This window comes from Sphingopyxis sp. TUF1 (assembly GCF_036687315.1).
Lineage (GTDB): Bacteria > Pseudomonadota > Alphaproteobacteria > Sphingomonadales > Sphingomonadaceae > Sphingopyxis > Sphingopyxis kveilinensis.
In genome coordinates, this window is sequence record NZ_CP144683.1 from 1866832 (window position 1) to 1887525 (window position 20694).

General features: G+C 64.9%; 16 protein-coding genes. 7 read left to right on the forward strand and 9 right to left on the reverse strand.

Annotated elements, in window-relative coordinates:
* Positions 1 to 33: 33 nt before the first annotated feature.
* From VSX77_RS08890 to VSX77_RS08910, 5 genes are all read left to right on the forward strand, one after another.
* Positions 34 to 762, forward strand: coding sequence for an OmpA family protein (locus VSX77_RS08890; protein ID WP_338424247.1), 729 nt, complete (start codon positions 34 to 36; stop codon positions 760 to 762).
* Positions 762 to 2156: a TolC family protein gene (locus tag VSX77_RS08895; protein WP_338424248.1), complete on the forward strand. Its 1395-nt coding sequence runs from the start codon at positions 762 to 764 to the stop codon at positions 2154 to 2156. Before VSX77_RS08890 ends, VSX77_RS08895 begins: the two co-directional genes overlap by 1 nt.
* A gap of 81 nt (positions 2157 to 2237) precedes the next feature.
* Positions 2238 to 4340 (forward strand): type I secretion system permease/ATPase, encoded by a 2103-nt coding sequence (locus VSX77_RS08900; RefSeq protein WP_338424249.1) that lies wholly within the window; start codon positions 2238 to 2240, stop codon positions 4338 to 4340.
* On the forward strand, positions 4337 to 5431 hold the full coding sequence (locus VSX77_RS08905) for a cell wall hydrolase (RefSeq protein WP_338424250.1): 1095 nt from the start codon (positions 4337 to 4339) through the stop codon (positions 5429 to 5431). The genes VSX77_RS08900 and VSX77_RS08905 overlap by 4 nt, the downstream gene beginning before the upstream one ends.
* Entirely contained in the window at positions 5428 to 6693 is a 1266-nt protein-coding gene (locus tag VSX77_RS08910; RefSeq protein WP_338424251.1) for an HlyD family type I secretion periplasmic adaptor subunit, read from the forward strand. The genes VSX77_RS08905 and VSX77_RS08910 overlap by 4 nt, the downstream gene beginning before the upstream one ends.
* Here the strand turns inward: VSX77_RS08910 and VSX77_RS08915 are convergent.
* From VSX77_RS08915 to VSX77_RS08940, 6 genes are all read right to left on the reverse strand, one after another.
* Positions 6639 to 7676, reverse strand: a complete 1038-nt coding sequence (locus tag VSX77_RS08915; protein ID WP_338424252.1) for a transglutaminase-like cysteine peptidase — start codon at positions 7674 to 7676, stop codon at positions 6639 to 6641. The two genes, VSX77_RS08910 and VSX77_RS08915, sit on opposite strands and share 55 nt — an antisense overlap.
* 98 nt (positions 7677 to 7774) lie before the next feature.
* On the reverse strand, positions 7775 to 9232 hold the full coding sequence (locus tag VSX77_RS08920; RefSeq protein WP_338424254.1) for a cobyric acid synthase: 1458 nt from the start codon (positions 9230 to 9232) through the stop codon (positions 7775 to 7777).
* 25 nt (positions 9233 to 9257) lie between these two features.
* Positions 9258 to 10709, reverse strand: coding sequence for a S41 family peptidase (locus VSX77_RS08925; protein ID WP_338424255.1), 1452 nt, complete (start codon positions 10707 to 10709; stop codon positions 9258 to 9260).
* Between the two features lie 49 nt (positions 10710 to 10758).
* A complete protein-coding gene (locus VSX77_RS08930) occupies positions 10759 to 11451 on the reverse strand; it encodes an RlmE family RNA methyltransferase (RefSeq protein ID WP_338424256.1) in 693 nt (230 codons plus the stop codon).
* A complete protein-coding gene (locus tag VSX77_RS08935; RefSeq protein WP_338424257.1) occupies positions 11448 to 12539 on the reverse strand; it encodes a Ppx/GppA phosphatase family protein in 1092 nt (363 codons plus the stop codon). The genes VSX77_RS08930 and VSX77_RS08935 overlap by 4 nt, the downstream gene beginning before the upstream one ends.
* 191 nt (positions 12540 to 12730) lie before the next feature.
* Positions 12731 to 13129 (reverse strand): glycine zipper 2TM domain-containing protein, encoded by a 399-nt coding sequence (locus tag VSX77_RS08940; protein WP_338424258.1) that lies wholly within the window; start codon positions 13127 to 13129, stop codon positions 12731 to 12733.
* A gap of 149 nt (positions 13130 to 13278) precedes the next feature.
* Between VSX77_RS08940 and VSX77_RS08945 the strand changes: the two genes are divergently transcribed.
* Positions 13279 to 14280: an esterase-like activity of phytase family protein gene (locus tag VSX77_RS08945; protein ID WP_338424259.1), complete on the forward strand. Its 1002-nt coding sequence runs from the start codon at positions 13279 to 13281 to the stop codon at positions 14278 to 14280.
* Between the two features lie 36 nt (positions 14281 to 14316).
* On the opposite strand, the gene rpmB is transcribed toward VSX77_RS08945, so the two are convergent.
* A complete protein-coding gene (rpmB, locus tag VSX77_RS08950; RefSeq protein WP_037556081.1) occupies positions 14317 to 14610 on the reverse strand; it encodes a 50S ribosomal protein L28 in 294 nt (97 codons plus the stop codon).
* A gap of 130 nt (positions 14611 to 14740) precedes the next feature.
* Between rpmB and tadA the strand changes: the two genes are divergently transcribed.
* On the forward strand, positions 14741 to 15196 hold the full coding sequence (tadA, locus tag VSX77_RS08955; RefSeq protein ID WP_338424260.1) for a tRNA adenosine(34) deaminase TadA: 456 nt from the start codon (positions 14741 to 14743) through the stop codon (positions 15194 to 15196).
* Positions 15197 to 15490: 294 nt separating this feature from the next.
* On the opposite strand, the gene VSX77_RS08960 is transcribed toward tadA, so the two are convergent.
* Together VSX77_RS08960 and clpX are read right to left on the reverse strand one after the other, a co-directional pair.
* Entirely contained in the window at positions 15491 to 18964 is a 3474-nt protein-coding gene (locus VSX77_RS08960) for a TonB-dependent receptor (protein WP_338424261.1), read from the reverse strand.
* A 270-nt stretch (positions 18965 to 19234) separates the two neighbouring features.
* Positions 19235 to 20506 (reverse strand): ATP-dependent Clp protease ATP-binding subunit ClpX, encoded by a 1272-nt coding sequence (gene clpX / locus VSX77_RS08965; RefSeq protein ID WP_338424262.1) that lies wholly within the window; start codon positions 20504 to 20506, stop codon positions 19235 to 19237.
* Positions 20507 to 20694: the final 188 nt, after the last annotated feature.

Consider the following 20694-nt stretch of genomic DNA (forward strand, 5'->3'; position numbering starts at 1 on the left):
CGGATCAAGGAAAAATTGGGGGACGATTGCAACATGACACATCACAGGGAAAAATGGATGGCGGGCGCGGTTACCGCGTTGGCGCTGGCGCAGCCGGGCAGCGCGCTGGCGCAGGCACTGGCCAACCGTCCCACCAGCGAACTTCGGAGTGAGGTTCAGACCCGCTACGACGCAGCGCTGGCGATGACGATCGACCGCGCGGTCGTCGCGGCCGACAGCAACGTCTACGCCTGGGCGTCCGAGGCCAAGGTTCAGTGCGGCATCGCGATGGGCTTCCTGAAATCGAACACGCGCGACGCCGAGAGCCTGCGCCGTTGTGATTTCGCCTATGGCATGATGACGCGCCAGCCGACACCGCCGACCGAAGCGCCGCTTGTGCCACCGCCGCCGCCACCCAGCACCGAAAATTGTCCACCCGCTGTGGCGTCGACCTTCTTTTTTGACTGGGATTCCACCGTACCACCGGCCGATGCGTCGCGGTCGGTCGGGTTCATGGCCGACAATCGCGATCGGTGCGGCTGGCAAAGCTTTACCGTCGTCGGGCACACCGACCGGTCGGGTCCCGACAGCTATAATGATGGGTTGGCGCTTCGCCGTGCCCGGGTCATCGCCGACATGATGGGCGGAGCGGGCATCCCGGCCGCGGCCATCGCGGTGTCGGGCATGGGCGAGCGCCAGCCGCGCGTCCAGACCCTTGATGGCGAACGGACGCCGGAAAACCGCCGTGTCGAAGTCGAAATTAATGGGATGGGGGGACAGTGATGAAAGCGCAACACAAGCTCGCCGGCTTTGCGTCGGCTCTCGTCATCGCCCTCATCGCGGCGCCCGCGTTCGCCGAGCCGGTGACGATGCAGAATGTCATGGCGGTCGCGATCGATTCGAACCCGCAGATCCATCAGGCGGAAATGAACAAGCAGGCGATCGAGTTCGAGCTCGAGCAGGCGAAGGGGCTTTATCTGCCGCGCGTCACGCTCGAACTGTCGGCCGGCGTCCGGCGGCTTGAAAATTCGACGCGCCGCGCGCTCGGCATCGCGAACGAAGAGCTTTATCCGCTCGAAGCGGGTATCCGCGCCGAACAAACGCTGGTCGATTTCGGTCGCCGTCGCGGCGAGAAGCTGCGCCAGGCGGCGCGCGTCGACGGCGCCGCATTGCGCGTCGTCGAACGATCCGAGTTCATCGCACTCCAGACCGCGCGCCAATATCTCGACGTGCTCCTTCAACAGCGCGTTGTCGCAGCGGCCGAAGACAATATGAGCTTTCACAATAGCCTCGTCTCCGACTTGTCGAGCGGGGTGACCGCCGGCTCGATCAGCGTCGCCGACCTGCAACAGGCGCAGGAGCGCGCGAAAGCGGCAAGCGTGCGCGTTAGCGAAGCGAAGGAAGCGCTGCAGAATGCGAAGATCGAGCTGCTGGCACTGAGCGGGCTTCAGGTCGACGAGGTTCAGATGCCGCCGGCGATGGCCGAAAAGCTGCCGGTCAGCCTGAGCGAAGCGGTCGGGCTGACGCGCGCCAAGCACCCCAAGGTGCTTGAGGCGCAGGCCGATGTCGACGCCGCAAATGCCGAGGCAAAGAAGGCGAAGGGCGATTTCTTCCCGACGATCGACCTCGAACTTGCGGGACGGATCGGCGACGACATCGATGCGTTCCGCGGAGAGACGAATGACCTGCTCGGCCGCGTCGTGATGCGCTGGGATATTTTCGACGGCGGGATCAATCGCGCCAAATATCAGGAAATGGTCCGCCGTGCGAGCGAGAGCCGCTTCCGGCTGCACGAGGCCGAACGCAATGCCGAAGCCGATACGCGTCGCGCGTGGAACAGCCGCGAAACGCAGACCGCGGTGTTCCGCGATCTCGTCGACCAGACCAAGGCGACCGACGAGTTGCTCGTGTCGTACCGCGACCAGTTCTCGGTCGGCCGCCGCTCGCTGCTCGACGTACTCGATGCCCAGAACACCCGCTTCAACGTCCAGGTCCGTGCCGAAACCGCGCGTTTCTCGGAAATTTTTGCGGGGTATCAGGTGCTGGCAGCGACCAACAATCTGCTGGACGCTTTCAACCTGACCGCACCCGAATCGCGCCGTGTCTATGCGCGCGAAGACGTCGGTTACGGCCCGCCGGCACCAGCCGAACTCCAACGCCGACGTTATCCGCAATAATCACCAACAGATTGATTCTCAGCAGAAAATAACGACATGTCCCAGGATCAATCCTCGGTTGCACGTATCGGCAAGGAAAGTGTGGGTGATCCCCTGATCGCCTGCATCCTCTTTGTCGCGCAGCATTTTGGCCAGACGTTCCAGCGCGGCGCCCTGTCGTCGCTTGCGCGCGACGAGCGGGGTTTCCTCCCCTTTCACCAGGCCGAAGCGGCGCTCGACCTTTGCTTCATTAACAACGACCGCCTCCATGCGCGCAAGGTGCGGGCTTTCGCGCGCGACCTGCCTGCAATCATTCGTCGCGGCGATGGCCATTGTGCCGTTCTGATCGAGGCGAAGGACGATCAATATCTTGTCTGGGAGCCGGGAGCTGATGCGCCGGTATGGGTCGACGAGGACGCGGTCGAGGCGAGCTACGCAGGGCAGGCAGTTGCCGTTTCGGCCGATCCCACCGCGATCCGCGCCGAGGAACGGCCGTGGGACGAAGCGGCGAAGCGTCATTGGTTCTGGGGTGAAGTGCGGCGGATTCGCCGGTCCTTCTATCCGGTGCTTGGCGCGGCGCTGATGATCAACCTGCTCGGCTTTGCGCTGCCGCTGTTCACGATGAACGTCTATGACCGCGTGATTCCGAACAAGGCGGTATCGAGCCTGTGGGTGCTCGCTGTCGGCGCATTGCTCGCCTTTGCGGTCGAATTTGCGCTGCGTCTCGCGCGCGCGACGCTGCTCGACGATCTGGGGCGCGAGCTCGACGTCAAACTTTCGGAGAAGATTTTCTCGAAGGTGCTGAACATGCCGCTCGCCGACCGGCGCGGCAGCACCGGGATGCTCGCGCGGCGCGTGTCCGAGTTCGAAAACGTCCGCGATTTCTTTGCCTCGACGACGATCGTCCTGATCGTCGATGTCGTCTTCCTGGTGCTGTTCATAGCGATGATCGCGGTGCTCGCCGGCTGGCTGGCGCTCGTTCCGCTGGCGATCATCGTCGCGATGGGCGTCGCGGGCTTTTTCCTGCAACGCCGCATGATGCAGGCGTCGCTTGATAATCAGGCCGACGCCGCGATCCAACATTCGATGCTCGTCGAAGCGATTGGCGGCGCCGAAACGATCAAGAGTTGTGCGGCGGAAGGCCGCATACTCGGCCAGTGGCGCCGGATGGTCGACACTGCCGCGCGGACGCAGGCCTCGCTGCGCCGGACGAGCGCGGCGGCAATCAATCTTGCAACGCTCGGACAGCAATTTTCCAGCCTCGCGCTTGTTGTCGGCGGCTTCTATCTTTTCGACGCGGGCGAGATTTCGATGGGCGCGATCATAGCGATCGTGATGCTCGCGGGCCGATCGATGGCCCCTGTCGGCCAGCTTGCTTTCCTGATCACCCGCGGGCGTCAGGCGATCACGACGATGGCGAGCATCCAGCAGATGATCGACGCCAGTGACGAACGGCGGATGGGCAGCAGCGCACTTAACCTGACAATCGACACCGGCGACATCGCCGTCGAGGGGCTGTCCTTCACCTATCCGGGCGCGTCGGCACCGTCGCTGTCCGACATCGACCTGAAGATTACCGCGGGCGAGCGGATTGCGATCGTCGGCCGTGTCGCTTCGGGCAAATCGACGCTTGGGCGGCTGCTCTGCGGTCTTTACGCGCCGGAGGCGGGCAATATCTTTATCGACGGGCTCGACAGCCGCCAATATTCGCCGATTTACCTCCGCTCGCAGTTCCGCTTCGTCGGGCAGGATGCAGTGTTGTTCAGCGGATCGATCAAGGCGAATCTGCAATATTGCGCGCCCGCGGCGACCGACGCCGAACTGCTCGCGACGCTTCAGTCGATCGGCGCCGACCGCTTCATGGGTCGCGACGAGACGGGGCTCGACCGCGGCACCGGCGAACGCGGCGGTCAATTGTCGGGCGGGCAGCGCGGTTTCCTGACCATCGCGCGCGCGCTCGCATCACCGTCGCGCCTGCTGTTCCTCGACGAACCCACCGGCGCGATGGACACGCAAAGCGAACGCCTGTTCATCGAGGCGCTCGGTCGCTCGGTTGTGAAGTCGCAGACGGTGATCATCGCGACGCACCGCGAGGCGATCCTTCAGATGTGCGACCGCATCATCGTCATCGACGGCGGCCGTATCGTCGCCGACGGCCCGCGCGCGGATATTCTCGCGCGATCGACCAAGGAACCGACCGCATGATCCCCGAACTCAACATCGCGCGCGCTGGCGCCGCGCCTGCCGAGGCGCCGTGGAGCTATGGCGATGCGGCGCGGCCGACGTCGAAGAATGTGAGGCTGGTGCTGCTCGGGCTTGCACTTCTCGCCGCGGCGATCCTGTTCGCCGCGTCGAACGACCGACTGACACGCTTCGTGGACGCGCAGTTTGCCCTGTGGACGGCCGACCCCGCTGTGACTGCGAAGGCTGCTAAAAAACAGGCAATTGCGCGATTGATCGCGGCAACCGAAAGCGACGCGGTGCTGCCCGCCGCCGAGGGTGCCGATGCCGTGGCGCGCAACGCGCTGTTGCCTGTATCGACGCTGCCGGTAGAGGCCGCGCGGCCGTTCCGGCTGCCGACGATCAACATGGCACAGGCGACTAACGCCGAACGCTGTCTGACGCAGGCGATCTATTATGAAGCCGCGACTGAATCCGATGCGGGCAAGGCGGCGGTCGCGCAGGTCATTCTAAACCGGATGCGCCATCCCGCTTATCCCAACACGGTTTGCGGCGTCATCTATCAGGGCAGTTCGCGCCCCGGCTGTCAGTTCAGCTTTGCCTGCGACGGATCGATGCGGCGCGCGCCGGTGCCCGCGCTGTGGCGTCGTTCGGGCGAAATCGCGCGCGCAGCGCTTGCCGGGCGGGTCGAGGCGAGCGTCGGCATGGCAACGCATTATCACGCCAATTATGTCCTGCCGCGCTGGGCGCCGAAGCTGACCAAGATCGACCAAATCGGCGCGCATATCTTCTATCGCTGGCCGGGTTCGTGGGGGAAGCCGGGGGCTTTTTCGGATGCCTATGCCGGCGCCGAATGGATACCGGCGTTCAGCCAGCTCTATCAGGGCGGCGCGGCGGGCGCGGCCGCGCCCGCCGACGCTGTCACCCTCGTCGCCGCCGCGCCGCCGCGCGACCCGACCGACCATCGCGCCGACAATGACGTCGGCGGCCGCATCGATGTGACGAAGGGCTGGGTGCCGAGTATCCCCGATCCGACCCGCAGCAAGTCGCGTTTCGACAGCCTGACGAGCCAGCAAGGTGCGGCGCCCGCGACGGATGGTGTGCCCGGACAATGATCAAGCGAATCGTCACATTCTGGCAGCGCCTGCGCGGCAGCGAACAGATCATGGTGGCCGCCGCCGCCGGCCTGGTGCTGTTCCTGCTGTGGGCGAGCATCGCGCGCGTCGATGAAGTTTCGCGCGGGCAGGGGCGCGTCATCCCGTCGTCGCGGGTGCAGATCATCCAGTCGGCCGAACCCTCGACGATTCGCGAAATCCTCGTCCGGTCGGGGCAGACGGTGGCGAAGGGCCAATTGCTCGTGCGGCTCGACAATACGACGTCGCAGTCCGAACTGGGGCAGCTCGAAACCGAAAATGAGCGGCTCGCGCAGCGCGCGGCACGCCTGGCGGGCGAAGGCGGCAGCGGCGCGGGCTGCGTTGGCGCCAATTGCGGGGACGAAGCGCAGCTCGCCAATGTGCGGCGGTCGGCGCTGCAAAGCCAACTCGCCGCGCTGTCCGCCAGCGTCGAACAGCGCCGCCGCGATCTTGGCGAAGCACAGGCGACGGCATCGTCGCTCGAAAGCAGCCTGCGGCTCGCGCGCGAACAGGTGGCGATGCTCGAACCGCTCGCGGCGCGCGGTGTCGTACCACAGACCGAACTGCTCACCGCGCAGCGCGAGGTCGTCGATATTCAGGGCCGCCTCGCCGCCGCGCGTCAGGCGATGTCCCGCTCGCAGGCGGCGATCCGCGAGGCGAGCGCCGAGGTGTCGCGCGCGCGGTTCGACTTCCAGCAGGAGGCGCTCAACGAGCGCAGTCAACTCACGACAAAGATGGCGGTTAACGAAGAAACGATCCGCGGCGCGCAGGGGCGGCTGGCGCGCTCGGAAATCCGCTCGCCCGCGCGCGGCGTGGTCAACGACCTGCTCGTCAACACGCTCGGCGGTTTCGTCAATGCGGGCGAACAGATCATGCAGATCGTGCCGCTGGGCGACAAATTGCTGATCGAAACGCGCGTCACGCCGCGCGACATCGCCTTCATCAAGGTCGGCGACCCCGCGAACGTCAAAGTCACCGCCTATGATTTCTCGATCTATGGCGGGCTGAAGGGCAAGGTGGTGCGCGTGTCGGCCGACAGCATCTATGACGAGGTCGAACGGCAGGCCTATTTCACGGTCGTCGTCGAAACGACGAACAGCTATCTCGAATCGAACGGCCGCCGCTTGCCGATCACGCCCGGAATGCTTTGCGATGTCGAAATTCTGACCGGCAAAAAATCGGTGCTGAGTTACCTGTTGAAACCGGTCTTGAAGGTCAGCGGGACGGCCTTGACCGAACGCTGATCGTTGAAGGCCAGCGTGACGGTCTTGCGCGAGGCCGGGACGACGCGGGCGTCGGGCGCCGCGGCCGCGGTGCGATAGGCATGAACCCAGCGCCGGTCGGCGCTGAACGACAGCACCGGGCGTACGGCCTGCGCGCGGCTGCCGTCATAGAGGCGGTCCGTCACATTATCGAGCACCAGCTTGCCGCCGTCGGTGTCGACGAGCAGGAAGGCATGGTCGGCGTTCGCGGCAAGATCGCGAAGCAGCACCAGTTTCATGCGTTCGGCGTCGACCCCTGCGGCGCGCAGCATCTGCATCTTCAATATCGCGAAATCCTCGCAGTCGCCGCTGCCGCGTGCGATTGTCTGCTCGGCGGTCGCCCAGAAATCGCGGCGGCGGTAATTGCGGTCGTCGCCGACATAAGCGATCTCGCGGTTGACCCACTGGTTGACGCGCGCGAGCAGGTCGCGCTCGTCCAGGCCGCGCGCGGCACCGGCGCTATCGAGCTTGCGCTGCATCAGCGCGGCGGGCGCGGCGCGGCGAACGCGGTCCCAGCGATCGTCGAAACGCGTGCGTTTCACGCGAATGGCGCGCGTGCCGAGTTCGGAGTCGGCATCCTGTTCGGCGGCGGTGCCCGGCAAAGCGCGCGCGCCGCTGCAATCGGCCGGGCCGGAAAGCGCAAACGAAACCGGCGTGCGGCTCGCGGGTTCGAGCGGCGCGCGCGCCGCGACCACGGCGACGCTGGCGGGCGAAGGCACGGATGCACCCTGTTGCTGCATCCGGATGCGATCGAGCGCGCTTGGCGCCCCACCCAAAATGCGCTGCGACAGCGTTCCCGCGGTCGGCGTCGCCGCAGCCTGGCAAGCGACCTTGCCAAGCTCTGCCGCTTTGACATTGTCCAGCTTGGTCGATGCCTCTGCCGCTGCGGGCGCGAGAATCGCTGCTACCGCGATCAGCGGGAGCGTACACCGCGCGGTGCGGGCTGGAGAGGCATGACGGAGCATGCTGCCCCATTTGCCGCAGCGGGGTGAGGATAGGCTTCATGGTGATGGTAAACAGTGTCTTCACCATGTTTTGCGCAGCATCGCGACTGACGGCCCGGCTACGCGGCCTGCGCGGCGATCCGCAGCAGCCCGTCGATGTCGATATGCGCCGCCAGCTCGGCGGCGATCGCATCGAGCGCGGCGTCGACATCGGCGGCGTGGTCGCGCCCGCTGCCCGCGACGCCGATCCTTGCGAGCAGCGCCCCGCGCAGGTCCGGCGACGCCAGCAGGCCGTGCAGGTAGGTGCCCGTGACATTGCCCGCGGCGTTCATTGCCCCTTCGGTCCTGCCGCCCTCCAACAGCGCGAAGGGTCGTACGGTATCGGGGCCGGCGGTTTCGCCCATATGCATCTCGTAACCTGCGACCGGGCCGCCCCACGCGGTCCCGGCCACCTCGCGCAATGTCTTGGCGGGGGCCAGCCGTGTGGTCACGTCGAGCAGGCCGAGCCCCGCGGCCTCGGACGGCGCGCCCTCCACGCCCAGCGGATCGGCGATCCGCTTGCCCAGCATCTGATAGCCGCCGCACAGGCCTAGGATCAGCCCGCCGCGGCGGTGATGCGCCAGAATGTCGATGTCCCAGCCTTCGCGGCGGATCGCCGCAAGGTCGGCGATCGTCGCCTTCGATCCGGGCAGGACGATGATCGCCGTCTCGGCGGGAATCGGCTGCCCCGGCGGCACCATCACCAGCTCGACGCCGGGTTCCTGCTTCAGCGGGTCGAGGTCGTCGAAATTGGCGATGCGCGGCAGGATCGGGCAGGCGACGATCCGGCGGCCCTCGCGCGCGTCGGCGCGGCGTTCGAGGATCACGGCATCTTCGCTCGGCAGGCGCGCCGCCGCGGAAAGCCAGGGGACCACCCCCAATCCCGGCCAGCCGGTGCGCTCCGCAATCGCGCGATAGCCATCGTCGAACAGCGTCGGGTCGCCGCGGAACTTGTTGATGATAAAGCCGCGGATCATCGCGGCATCTTCGGGGGCGATCACCGCGCGCGTGCCGACGATCGCCGCGATCACCCCGCCGCGGTCGATGTCACCCAACAGCACGACGGGGACATCGGCCGCGCGGGCAAAACCCATGTTGGCGATGTCGCCCGCGCGCAGGTTGATTTCGGCCGGCGATCCCGCGCCTTCGACAAGGACGATGTCACATTGGCTGCGCAGCCGGCCGTAACTTTCGAGCACTTCGGTCAGCAGCGCGCCGCGCCCCTCGCGAAAATTGCCGCTGCCCAAGGTGCCGCGCACACGGCCGTGGACAATCAGCTGCGAGGTGCGATCGGCTTGCGGCTTCAGGAGCACCGGGTTCATGTCGCTGTGCGGCGGGACGCGGCAGGCGAGCGCTTGCAGCGCCTGCGCGCGGCCGATCTCGCCGCCGTCGATGGTGACCGCGGCATTGTTCGACATATTCTGCGGCTTGAACGGACGAACGCGGAGCCCGCGGTTGGCGAGCGCGCGGCAGAGCCCGGCGACGAGCACCGACTTGCCGACGTCGGAGCCGGTGCCTTGCAGCATCAGCGCGGCCATGCGCTGCCTCCTCCGGACCTTGCGGTCAGAACAGCCCGGGCAGTTCGCGCTGCGCCGCGCTCGGCCGGTCGGGGACGAGCATCTCGGGCGTGGCGCGGGCCACGGCGCTGCTGCTCCGCGCTGCTGCGCCGACGCTCGCTTCGGCGATACGCGTCGTGCAGGCGTTACCCGCTAAAAAGTCGATCGCGGTGCGGATCGATGCCTCGCGCGGATCGCCGAGAGGGAAAGTGAGATCGTCGGCCGCGGCGCAACTGTTTGCGATTTTCGGTCCCAGTCCGTCATAATAATCGCTCTGGCCCGCCGAATTGCCGGTCGCAAAGGCGACGACACGCATCCGGTCGTCACACTCGGTGCGGTCGACCGCGATCTGGCCGACCGGCTTGCCATATGTGTTGCTGCCGACGAGCGTCATGTTGGCCCCGAGATACGGCAGCATCGAATTGATGACCAATTCGCTCGCCGATGCGGTCGAATCGGTGCCGATAAAGGCGATGCGCGTCGGCGCGATCGACTGGCTGCCCGGGTTGAAGCGATGCTCGTCATTCTCCGCTGCCTTGCTGGCGCGGAACACGGTTTGCGAGAAAATTTGGCCGCTCCGTCCGGTGCCCATCAGATCGCCCATCAGATTGGCGGTCGAGATAAGGCCGCCGCCGTTATAGCGAAAATCGATGATGATGTCGGTAACGCCCTGCGCGCGGAAATCGGCAAAGGCGGCACGCAGCTGATTGTCGGCCGAGCTGATGAAGGTGCGCAGGTTGAGATAACCGTAATTGCGCCCGCCCTCGCTGATGATCTTGGCGCCATAACGGTCGGACACGGGATCGAGTGCATAATCGGCCTTGGTAACCGTCACGTCGCGAGTCCCGGTGGCATCGGTGATGCGCAGCACGCGCGTGACGCCGGGGTCGTTGGGGCCGAGCGCGTTGGTAATCCCGGCCGTGCCTTCGGCCGCCACGATGCTTGCAACGCTGCGCAAATTGCCCGCCGTCGTGCCGATCGCGACGATCGTCGTCCCGCGATCGATCCCCGCGGCAAAGGCGGGCGCGCTTTCATATGCCTCGGCGATCAGCAGCTGCTGACCGATAGCATCATAGACGAGGCGAATGCCGAACCCCGCGCTCGATCCGCTGGAGAAAAAGGCATTCTCTTCGGCGATCGAGGTGATGTAGGTGAAGAAGCGATCCTTGTTCAGCGCGCGCGCCGGTGCAACGAGCGCGTCGATATAGGATTGGACGTTGCTGAAGCTTGCGGGATTGACCCCCGTCGCGACGTCGCCAGGGAACAGATACCATTCGTCGATCACCGCCTTCGCAAAGCTCTGGCGCGAAGCGAGCGCGCACGTCGGTGTTGGGGTAGGCGAGGGTGTCGGCGTGACGGTGACCGGACCGCCGAGGCTCGAATCGCCGCCACCGCCGCACGATGTAAGCATCAGCGCCGCGAGTGTCATCAGTGCGACCGGCTGCCTCGACTTGATCATTCGCTTGCCTCCCCGGCCCGATTCCGTTCGATCACATGGCTACAGGGGGTTATGCCGCATCGCCGCGCCCCTTGAAACCCTGTGCGATTACATAAAGTTCGGGCGACCCTTTGCGGCTTGCCGGCGGCTTGGCGTGCTTGACCGTCGCGAAGTGCCGCTTGAGCAGCGTCAGCAATTCGCGATCGGCGCCGCCGGCAAATACCTTGGCGACAAAAGCGCCGCCGGGAAGCAGGTTCTGCACCGCGAAATCGGCCGCAGTTTCGGCAAGGCCGATCGTGCGCAGATGGTCGGTCTGCGGATGCCCGACGGTGTTCGCGGCCATATCCGAAATGACAAGGTCGGGGGCGCTGCCGAGCGCCGCGATCAAGGCATCGGGGGCGGCATCGTCCATGAAATCCATTTCGAGGATTTCGACACCCTCGATCGGTTCGCACGGCAAAAGGTCGATTCCGGTGACGCGCGCGCGGGGATTTGCCTTGCGCACCACCTGCGACCAGCCGCCGGGGGTGATGCCCAGATCGACGACCGCACGGGCTTTCTTGATGAGACCGAATTTTTCGTCGAGCTCGATCAGCTTGTAAGCGGCGCGCGAGCGATAGCCTTCAGCCTGCGCGCGGCGGACATAGGGGTCGTTCAATTGCCGTTGCAGCCAGCGCGTCGAGGACACGCTACGCTTTTTCGCGGTCTTGACGCGCACATGCAGGCCGCGGCGCCCGCCGCCCTTTCCGCCGCTGCCGCTCATTTGCGATATTCACGGCGGGTGACGGGGATGTCGCGGCCCTGCATCGCCAGCGTGCGCAAGATGCCTTCGCGGATACCGCGGTCGGCGACGCCGACGCGCACCGCGGGCCACAGGTCGATGATGCTTTCCAGGATCGCGCAGCCCGCGACCACAAGATCGGCGCGCTCGCGGCCGATGCACGCGATCTCGGCGCGGTCGGCGATGCTCGCGGCGGCGAGGCGGCGGCTGATCTCGCGCATTGCGTCACTTGGGACGACCAGCCCGTCGACCGCGCGGCGATCATATCGCGGCAGGTTCAGGAACACGCTGGCGAGCGTCGTCACCGTGCCGCTCGTTCCGAGCAGGCGCAGCGGCTGGCCCGCAAAAACCCCGGCGCGATCGGCAAAGGCGGCAAAGGCCTGACGCGTCACGTCACGCATATGGGCATAGGCGACCTGGCGTCCCTCCAGACTGTCGTCGGGCAGCGGCGCATGTTCGGTGAGCGAGACGACGCCCCACGGCACGCTGATCCAGTCGTGGATCTGGACGTCATGGTCCGACACATCGACGCGCATCAGCTCGGTCGAACCGCCGCCGATGTCGAAGATCAGCGCCGGGCCGTCGCCGGGTTCCATCAGATTGTGGCAACCAAGCACAGCGAGTCGGGCCTCCTCGGCGGCCGATATGATGTCGAGGACGATGCCGGTTTCGCGGCGGACGCGCTCGGCGAGTTCGGCGCCGTTGGTCGCGCGGCGACAGGCTTCGGTCGCGACCGCGCGCGACAGCGAGACATGGCGGCGGCGCAGTTTGTCGGCGCAGATCGAAAGCGCCGCGACGGTGCGGTCCATCGCCGCCTCGCTGATCCGCCCGCTACTGTGCAATCCCTCGCCGAGGCGGACGATGCGCGAAAAGGCGTCGATGACGACCAGCTCGCCGTCCTGCGGTCGCGCGATGAGCAAGCGGCAATTGTTGGTGCCAAGGTCGATCGCGCCATAGCTGCGCGGCCGCACGATAGGAACCGGTCGCCGGGGAGCGCTCGCCTTGTTTCGTCCTTTTGCCGCCGGGCCGGGCCGCGGCGGTCGCCCAGATGGCGCTGCCATTTGCCGCATGGCTAGTATAACCTGTTCTGCTCACGCGCCCGCAGAACCGCGGACGTGCACTTGGCGCCGAACCTAGGCGCCCCCCGTCACGATGGCAAGCATCTCCTCTTGTGGTGATCCGGACAAGGAAAACCCCGCCCGGCGCATGGCCGGACGGGGCAAAGGAGGAAGAGGAAATTATTGGGGGTCGGGACTGCCTCTTAACGGCAGCCGTCATTCCCCTTGTCGATCGCGCGGCCCGCGATTGCGCCGACGGCGCCGCCGATGATCGTGCCGACGGTCTTGTCGCCGCGGCCGGCGATTTCATGGCCGGCGAGGCCGCCCGCGATCGCGCCGATGATCGTGCCACCGGTGCCCTTGTCGCACTGGCGATAATAGTTGTTCGACCGGTACTCGCGGCGCGCGTCGCGGCGGTCGTAACGACGATCGTAACGGCGGTCATAGCGACGATCATAGCGGTCGCCGCGATCATAGCCGCTGTAATAGCTCGAATAGCCGTTCTGATCATAATAGCCGTTCTGCGCCGCGGCAGGCGTTGCCAGGCCCAGCGTCGCGGTGGACATCAGGGCGGCGATCGAGAGGGTCACCATCTTTTTCATCGTCGTTCTCCTTCTTTCGTCGGTCGGCCCTTTGGGGCTGTGATCGATGAAGGAGGTTCTGCCCGATTCGCATTGAGCCAAGCCTGAACATCATTGTTGGCTGGCGTTCAGCTTGCGTGCCGGGGTGCGATGGCCCTATCGCCGCCGCGATGCGCCGCATTGTCCTCGCTGCCCTGATCTTTCTCGCCATCGGACCCGTGCCGATGCAGACCGTTCGCTATACGAAAGATAATTTCGTTCAGCAGGCGTCCGCGCGGCCGCTTGAGGTTCTCCCGGCGTCGGCGGGCACGCTGCGTTTTGTTCGCGGCTGGCAGCTGATGAGTCCGCACAGCCGATTCGGCGGCTTTTCCGCTGTGGCGCGCCTCGGGCCCGACGGTGTCCTGCTGCTGGGCGACAATGGTTATGCGACGCGGATGAGGCTCGATCGATCGGGGGAGCTCGCGCTGGTTCGTATCGCACCTTTGCCGGTGCCCGACGGGCGGCCCGACCGCAAACCGATGGTCGATTCCGAATCGCTGTTCGTCGATCCAGATACGGGATCGCTGTGGGTCGGGCTCGAGCGCACCAACCAGCTGTGGCGCTTCGATGAAGCAATGAGCCGGCTCGAAGCGCGCTTTGCGCCCGCAGTGATGCGCGACTGGCCGAAAGGCCGGGGACCCGAAGCCATGGTACGGCTGGCCGATGGGCGCGTCGTCATTTTTGCCGAGGGCGGGCGCCGCGATCCGCGATCGAATCGGGCGGTGATGCTTGCGAGCGATCCCGGCGCAGTTACGCCTCCGCCCGTGCAATTCTATTATGACAGCGAAGGCAAAGGTGCGGTCAGCGATGCCGCGCTGCTGCCCGACGGTCGGATACTGCTCGTGCATCGTCACGTCGGCTGGAGCCCGATATTCACCTCGACCATTGCGATTGCCGATCCCGCCGACATCCGCACGGGGGCCGTGCTGCGGTCGCAAACGATCGGCGTCGTGCCGCGCGCGCTCGCCGACAATTTCGAGGGCGCCGCCGTCGAAGTCGCGGACGGCCGCACCTATCTTTGGCTCGTCTCCGACGATAATTTCCAGCGTTGGCAGCGTAGCCTGCTGGTGCAGTTCGAACTCGTCGATCTGCCGCCGAAACGCACGGCAGACAGCAAAAAGGCCGCGCGGTAACCCGGCGGCCTTCATGCTTCAGCGAAGGGGAAGCGATTAAGCGGCCTTTTCGGCCAGCTTCTTCGTGACTTCCTTCTTCAGCTTGCGGGCGTTAGCCGAGAGCTGGTCGTCGCCGGCCTTCAGCAGCCAGTTGTCGAGGCCGCCGTTGTGCTCGACCGAGCGCAGGCCGTGCGTCGACACGCGCAGCTTCACGCCCTTGCCGAGCGCGTCCGACAGCAACGTCACATTCTGCAGGTTGGGCAGGAAGGTGCGCTTGGTTTTGTTGTTGGCGTGGCTGACATTGTGGCCCACCTGGCGGCCCTTGCCGGTCAGTTCGCAAATGCGCGACATCGTCTTCTTCCTTACAAAATCTGGGCGGCGTGCCGGTTGGCGCCAAAAGCACCGAAGGGACCGGTTGTGCCGGGAAAGGCGCGCGCTTATCGGCTTGCAGGGGATTCGTCAAGGGATTAGCGGGAAAGTCATGCCGCAATTCTCGCTCCCCGAACCGATGTGCCGCGCGCTCGACCTCGCCCGCATCGCCGCCGAATGGGGCGAAGTGCCCGTCGGCGCGGTGATCGTCAAGGACGGCGCGATCGTCGCCGAGGGACATAATCGCCCGCGCGAAGCGCACGATCCCACCGCACATGCCGAAATCGTCGCGATTCGCATGGCGGCAGCAAGGCTTGGCAATGAGCGGCTCGACGGCTGCGATTTGTACGTAACCCTTGAGCCGTGCGCGATGTGCGCCGGCGCGATCGCCCACGCGCGAATCGCGCGGCTCTATTATGGCGCCGACGATCCCAAGGGCGGCGCGGTGGCGCACGGCCCGCGCCTGTTCGCGCAGCCGACGGTGCATCATCGGCCCGAGGTTTACGACGGCATCGGCGACGATGAGGCAGCGGCGCTGCTCAGGGATTTTTTTGCGGCGCGGCGGTGATCGCAGCGAAGGGGCCGCCCAATCCGCCCAAAGGTCAGTAAAGGTCAGCCTTGCGTGACTGGCGATGTGTTGTGCTGGGCGGGGGGGGGGTGCCCGGCTCCCACACCTATACGACACGGATAGCGACCGCAGTTATCGACATGTTGAAAGAGCAGAGACGAAGGCTGGCACAGCCGGGGAATGTAGGACAGCGTTTTTTTGGTGACCGTCCGCAAACACGACCGCGCCCCCGCTCGCTAAAAAAGGGCGCGGGAGTTTCCTCCCGCGCCCTGTTTCATGTCCGTCGTTCTACGATCAGAATTCGTAGGAAACGCCAACCTTCAGGCGCCACACCGACGAGCTGGTGTTGATCGCATTGTCCGCGGCGATGCCGCTGTTGAAGGCCGTGAAGACGTAGCGGCCTTGCGCATCGACACGGCTGACGGTGGCGATATCCTGGCGACCCGCAAAATCACGGCGGCGCTGAACGTTCCAGTCGTTGTCGAGGAAGTTCAGGAAATTGTCCATCGTCGCGTAAAGCTTCAGCTTGTCGTTGCGGCCGAACAGGCGGCCCGGCCCCGGAATTTCCTGCGAGAAGGACAGGTCCATGTCGAAATACCAGTCGTTGGAGCAGGTGTTCCGCGGCACCGAGGAGCCGATATACTTCTTCGCGCAGCCAGTGCCGTTGATGTAATCAACGAGCGATTGCATGTCTGCCGCCGAAATCGTCGACTCCGGCGAGACGTTGGGATCGCTGAGGCCGGTCGGCAGATAAGCCAAGGCGTTCTCGAAGCCCGAAGCGCTGTCGTTGAAGACGCCGCCGCCGGTGAAGGTCAGGCTGTAGGGACGGCCCGACCTGGCGATGAAGCTGATCGCGAAGCGCGTCGACAGATCGTTGAAGAATTCTTCGCGGAAAGCGAGGCGCGTCGAGATATTGTGCTTGCTGCTGTAGAAGCCCCGCGATGCGGCGGGATTCTGACGGTCGAACGCGGCGGTCAGGTCGTAGTTCGAACCCGCCGTCGAGTTGTACATGTTCCGGCGATCCTGCGCATCGGTGTAGCTGTAACCGATGTTGAAATCGACATTGCCATTTTCCGTGAACAGCCCGCCTTCGAAGGTCTTCGACAGGATGAACGACGCGATATGGCTGCGGAAGCCGGGACCGTTGGCGAGTTGCAGTTCGTCATCACGGCCGGTGTTGAAGCAGACCGCGTTGACGTTCTGGTAAACGGGAGCTGGGTTGAGATCGACCAGCTCCGCCGTACACCCCGCGACGTTCGGATCAATTGCCAGATAGATCGGACGTCCGTCGATCGTATAGCCATTGAGGCCGATCGCCGGACCCGCGGCTCCTCTGACCCAGCTGGCGACCGCAGGGGTTTGCGACAGATCGACGATCGTGAACGGATCGCGATATTTGCTGTAGATATAGTCGAGATTGACGTTCCAGCCGCTGAAAAACCCTGAGTCGGTAAAGTCGAGGCCCGCCGAGAAACCGATATTGGCGCGCAGCACCGACGGCATCTTGATGTCGGGGCTGATCGACTGGGTATCGCCGAGACCGCGCGCGGCGCTGTCCGACGCCGACTGCTGGAAGCAGCCCGGAACCCCGGTAAACTGGCCGCCGGTAATGACGTCGATCTGGCCATTGGCGTCCTTGAGCGCTGCGCATTGGGCGTCGCTGGTCGTGCCTGTAGCGAAACCCCGGCCGTCGTTCTGGAAGGCGTTGCCGAACCACACCAGCGGATCGCCGCCCGAGAAGATGCCGACACCGGCGGTCAGCTTCGGCCGGGCAAATACCGCAAAATCGTCCATATCATAGGTCATCGCGACGCGCGGCATGACGATCGGAGCCAGATTGCTAAAGCTCGTGTTGTTCGGGATGCCGTAGCGATCGACGAATACCGAATTCAGCGCGGGGCGCCCGCCGTCGTACCAGTCCGCCCGGACACCGATGACGGCGTTCAGGCGGTCCGATATTTCCCAGTCATCCTGCGCAAAAACCGAATAGGCGGTGCGCTTGAACGCTGCCGCCGCGTCGGTGACGATGCCGGTTGCGGTGAAGTTGCCTTCGGCGCCCACCGCAGAGCCTTGCGCTAGCTGCTGTGCAGTCGGATTGGTTAAGGCGCCGCCCGACAAGAGGCCTTCGCGAAGATCATCGATATTTTCGAAATAGAGCGTGCCCGTCGCGTTCTGGACGAACAGGTTGAAAATGTCGGCCTGGTTCATTTCGAACCCGGCCTTGAGCTGATGCGCGCCCTTGTCCAGCTTTGCCACCGCGCGGAAGGCATCGACGGTCGTGCGCAGGTCGTTCGCGGCGCGCGAAAAACCGGGGCCCGCAAGAACTTGTCCATACGTCGCAGTCGCGCCGGTTCCGTTGGTGATACCCACGATGATGCGCGGAATCGGATTGTCGGATTGCGCCTCGCCGCCGCCGATCGGATCCTGACGGTCGGTGATCTTCGACCGCGAATAGCGGATTTCGGTCGACAGTTCGTCCGACCATTGCGAATAAAGGCGCGCCGAATAATAATCGGATTTGGTGCCGCTGACGTAAAAAGTATTCTCGCCGGTAACGCGCGGATTGGCCGCGGCCGTGCTGAAATCGTCGGCCCGGGTCGACCCTTCTTCCAGCCGCTGATAGGTCAGTTCGAGGCGATGATCGTCGTTGACCTGCCAGTCGAGGCGCCCGAAATAGCGGTCGTTTTCGAACGGACGGCTGCGAACCAGCGGGCCCGTTTCGATTCCGTAGACGTTGCTGAGAACGTCGGAAATCTCGTTGAAGTCCTCGACGGAAACGCCCGACAGCTCGTTCGGATAGCCGGCACCTGCGGGGCCGAAATCCCATGCTTCGCCAGCTTCCTGATGCTCATAGGCGCCGAAGAAGAAGAGGCGGTCCTTGATGATCGGGCCGCCGGCCCAAACCCCCCAGCGCTTTTCGGCCTCGATCGGCGCGACCGGCTCGCCCGCGACGCTGTTACCCCGCAGGCCGTTGTCCGAATATTCGAAGAAGCCGCCAAAGCGGTAGTCGTTGCTGCCCGATTTGGTCACGACGTTAATCGCGCAGCCCGTGAAGGCGCCGTAATCGACGTCGAATGGCGCGAACTGCACCTGCGTTTCGCGCACCGCGTCATAGGGGATCGGCGTCGAGCTGCGCGACGAGAAGCCGGTGTCGTTGAGGCCGTAGATGTCGCCCTGGCTGATGCCGTCGACGGTGAACGCGTTGCCGCGGTCGTTGCCGCCCAGGCAGGAGATGCGGTCCTGGCCCGAGCCGCCGTCGTCGCGGTCGAGGCTGACGCGCGGGTCGAGGCGGATGATGTCGCGGACGTCGCGGTTAAACGACGGCGCGCTTTCGAGGACTTCGGTGGTGAAGCTGGTGCCCGGGCCGACTTCGAGCTGCGTCACGCGGACGCGGCTGCCGGTGACGACGATTTCCCCGCCGCCCGAGGTGAGCGAAAAGGTGAGGTCGGTGCTGCCCTGCAGCGTGGTGTAGATATTCTGAAGCGACTGGCCTTCATAGCTGTCGGCGTTGACGCTGACGGTGTAGGGGCCGCCGGTGGTGAGGCCGGTGGTCGAGAAACGGCCGTCGGGGCCGGTCGTGATCGTGCGCGCGGCGCCGGTGCGGGTGTCGGTAATGATGACCGTCGCTCCGCCGATCGCGGCGCCGCTGTCGTCATTCACCTGACCCTGAATGCCGGTGGTGATCTGCTGCGCCTGCGCGGGCGCGGCGACGACGGTGGCGACGCTGATAGCCATCAGGCTAGCGGCGACCGAATAACGAAGTTTCATATCAGGATGTCCCCTATTGATGCGATCGGCAGGCGCGCAATCGGGGCGCGCCAAGACCTGCGAGCGCCCCTGAAGCCCGCATGTGGCACGATTGTGACAGCAATTGTGACAGTGCAAGCGGCGCGGCGCGTGCGCGGCGCGCGCGGATCAAAAAACCGCTGATTTTCGTGGCGCGCCCGATCTTATCCACAGGCGTGAATGCGTTTTTGGCGGCAACTGTTGCTGCAATGCAACATAAAAGTCGCGCGCGGCGCTCGCGCGCGACTCGGATCAGGCGGCGTCGCCCGCCGCTTCCTTCGCCTTGTCAGCGTAAACGCGTACGGGGTCCTTGCGGCCCTCGACGACATCCTTGTCGACGACAATCTCGACGACGTCGGTCAGGTCGGGCAGGTCGAACATCGTGTCGAGCAGGATTGCCTCGACGATCGAGCGTAGCCCGCGCGCGCCCGTCTTGCGTTCGATCGCCTTTTTGGCGACCGCGACCAGCGCGTCGTCGGTGAAAGTCAGCGCGACCTCCTCCAGGTCGAACAGCTTCTTATATTGTTTGACCAGCGCATTCTTGGGCTCGCCCAAAATCTTGACGAGCGCATCGATGTCGAGATCTTCCAGCGTCGCGATGACCGGCAGGCGGCCGACGAATTCGGGGATCAGCCCGAATTTCAGCAGATCCTCGGGCTCGATATTCTTCAGCACCTCGCCCGCGCGGCGTTCATCCGGCCCGGCGACATGCGCGCCGAAACCGATCGACTTGCCCTGCAGGCGGTCGCCGATGATCTTTTCGAGACCGGCAAAGGCGCCGCCCGCGATGAACAGGATGTTGGTCGTGTCGACCTGCAGAAACTCCTGCTGCGGATGCTTGCGCCCGCCCTGCGGCGGAACGCTCGCGGTCGTGCCTTCCATCAGCTTGAGCAGCGCCTGCTGCACGCCTTCGCCCGACACGTCGCGGGTGATCGACGGGTTTTCGGCCTTGCGGCTGATCTTGTCGATTTCGTCGATGTAGACGATGCCGCGCTGCGCCTTTTCGACATTATAGTCGCTGGCCTGCAGCAGCTTCAGAATGATGTTCTCGACATCCTCGCCGACATAGCCAGCCTCGGTCAGCGTCGTCGCGTCGGCCATGGTGAAGGGCACGTCGAGGAAGCGCGCGAGCGTCTGCGCGAGCAGGGTCTTGCCGCTGCCGGTCGGCCCGACGAGCAGGATGTTCGACTTTGCGAGTTCGACCTCGTCGCCGCGCCCCGAGTTGGCGAGGCGCTTGTAATGATTGTGCACCGCGACCGACAGGACGCGCTTCGCCTTGTTCTGGCCGATCACATAGGCGTCGAGATGCTGGCAGATTTCAAGCGGCGTCGGCACCGCCCCGTCCTTGCGGGCGGCGACTCCGCCCTTGATCTCTTCGCGGATGATGTCGTTGCACAGCTCGACGCATTCATCGCAGATGAACACGGTCGGCCCGGCAATCAGCTTGCGGACTTCGTGCTGCGACTTGCCGCAGAAGGAGCAGTAAAGAGTGCTCTTGCTGTCCGAGCCGCTCAATTTCGTCATAAATCATCCTTTGGCGCGCGCCAAAAGGGCGCTGCCATCCTTATCCTAGCCCCCGGCCAACCAATTACAATATGGCAATTGGGTGACATTGCATCAATGTCCCGCTTGGCGCCAGCGCGTCAAACGGATGTCAACAAACAGGGTTACTATTGTTCGTCACCCCGGACTTGATCCGGGGTCCCGCTTCT

Excerpts from the sequence above, each read along its gene's own strand:
- VSX77_RS08890 (WP_338424247.1), top strand. The coding sequence starts at position 34 with ATGACACATCACAGGGAAAAATGGATGGCGGGCGCGGTTACCGCGTTG.
- VSX77_RS08895 (WP_338424248.1), top strand. The coding sequence starts at position 762 with ATGAAAGCGCAACACAAGCTCGCCGGCTTTGCGTCGGCTCTCGTCATC.
- VSX77_RS08905 (WP_338424250.1), top strand. The coding sequence starts at position 4,337 with ATGATCCCCGAACTCAACATCGCGCGCGCTGGCGCCGCGCCTGCCGAG.
- VSX77_RS08910 (WP_338424251.1), top strand. The coding sequence starts at position 5,428 with ATGATCAAGCGAATCGTCACATTCTGGCAGCGCCTGCGCGGCAGCGAA.
- VSX77_RS08915 (WP_338424252.1), bottom strand. The coding sequence starts at position 7,676 with ATGCTCCGTCATGCCTCTCCAGCCCGCACCGCGCGGTGTACGCTCCCG.
- VSX77_RS08920 (WP_338424254.1), bottom strand. The coding sequence starts at position 9,232 with ATGGCCGCGCTGATGCTGCAAGGCACCGGCTCCGACGTCGGCAAGTCG.
- VSX77_RS08925 (WP_338424255.1), bottom strand. The coding sequence starts at position 10,709 with ATGATCAAGTCGAGGCAGCCGGTCGCACTGATGACACTCGCGGCGCTG.
- VSX77_RS08930 (WP_338424256.1), bottom strand. The coding sequence starts at position 11,451 with ATGAGCGGCAGCGGCGGAAAGGGCGGCGGGCGCCGCGGCCTGCATGTG.
- VSX77_RS08935 (WP_338424257.1), bottom strand. The coding sequence starts at position 12,539 with ATGCGGCAAATGGCAGCGCCATCTGGGCGACCGCCGCGGCCCGGCCCG.
- VSX77_RS08940 (WP_338424258.1), bottom strand. The coding sequence starts at position 13,129 with ATGAAAAAGATGGTGACCCTCTCGATCGCCGCCCTGATGTCCACCGCG.
- VSX77_RS08945 (WP_338424259.1), top strand. The coding sequence starts at position 13,279 with ATGCGCCGCATTGTCCTCGCTGCCCTGATCTTTCTCGCCATCGGACCC.
- rpmB (WP_037556081.1), bottom strand. The coding sequence starts at position 14,610 with ATGTCGCGCATTTGCGAACTGACCGGCAAGGGCCGCCAGGTGGGCCAC.
- tadA (WP_338424260.1), top strand. The coding sequence starts at position 14,741 with ATGCCGCAATTCTCGCTCCCCGAACCGATGTGCCGCGCGCTCGACCTC.
- VSX77_RS08960 (WP_338424261.1), bottom strand. The coding sequence starts at position 18,964 with ATGAAACTTCGTTATTCGGTCGCCGCTAGCCTGATGGCTATCAGCGTC.
- clpX (WP_338424262.1), bottom strand. The coding sequence starts at position 20,506 with ATGACGAAATTGAGCGGCTCGGACAGCAAGAGCACTCTTTACTGCTCC.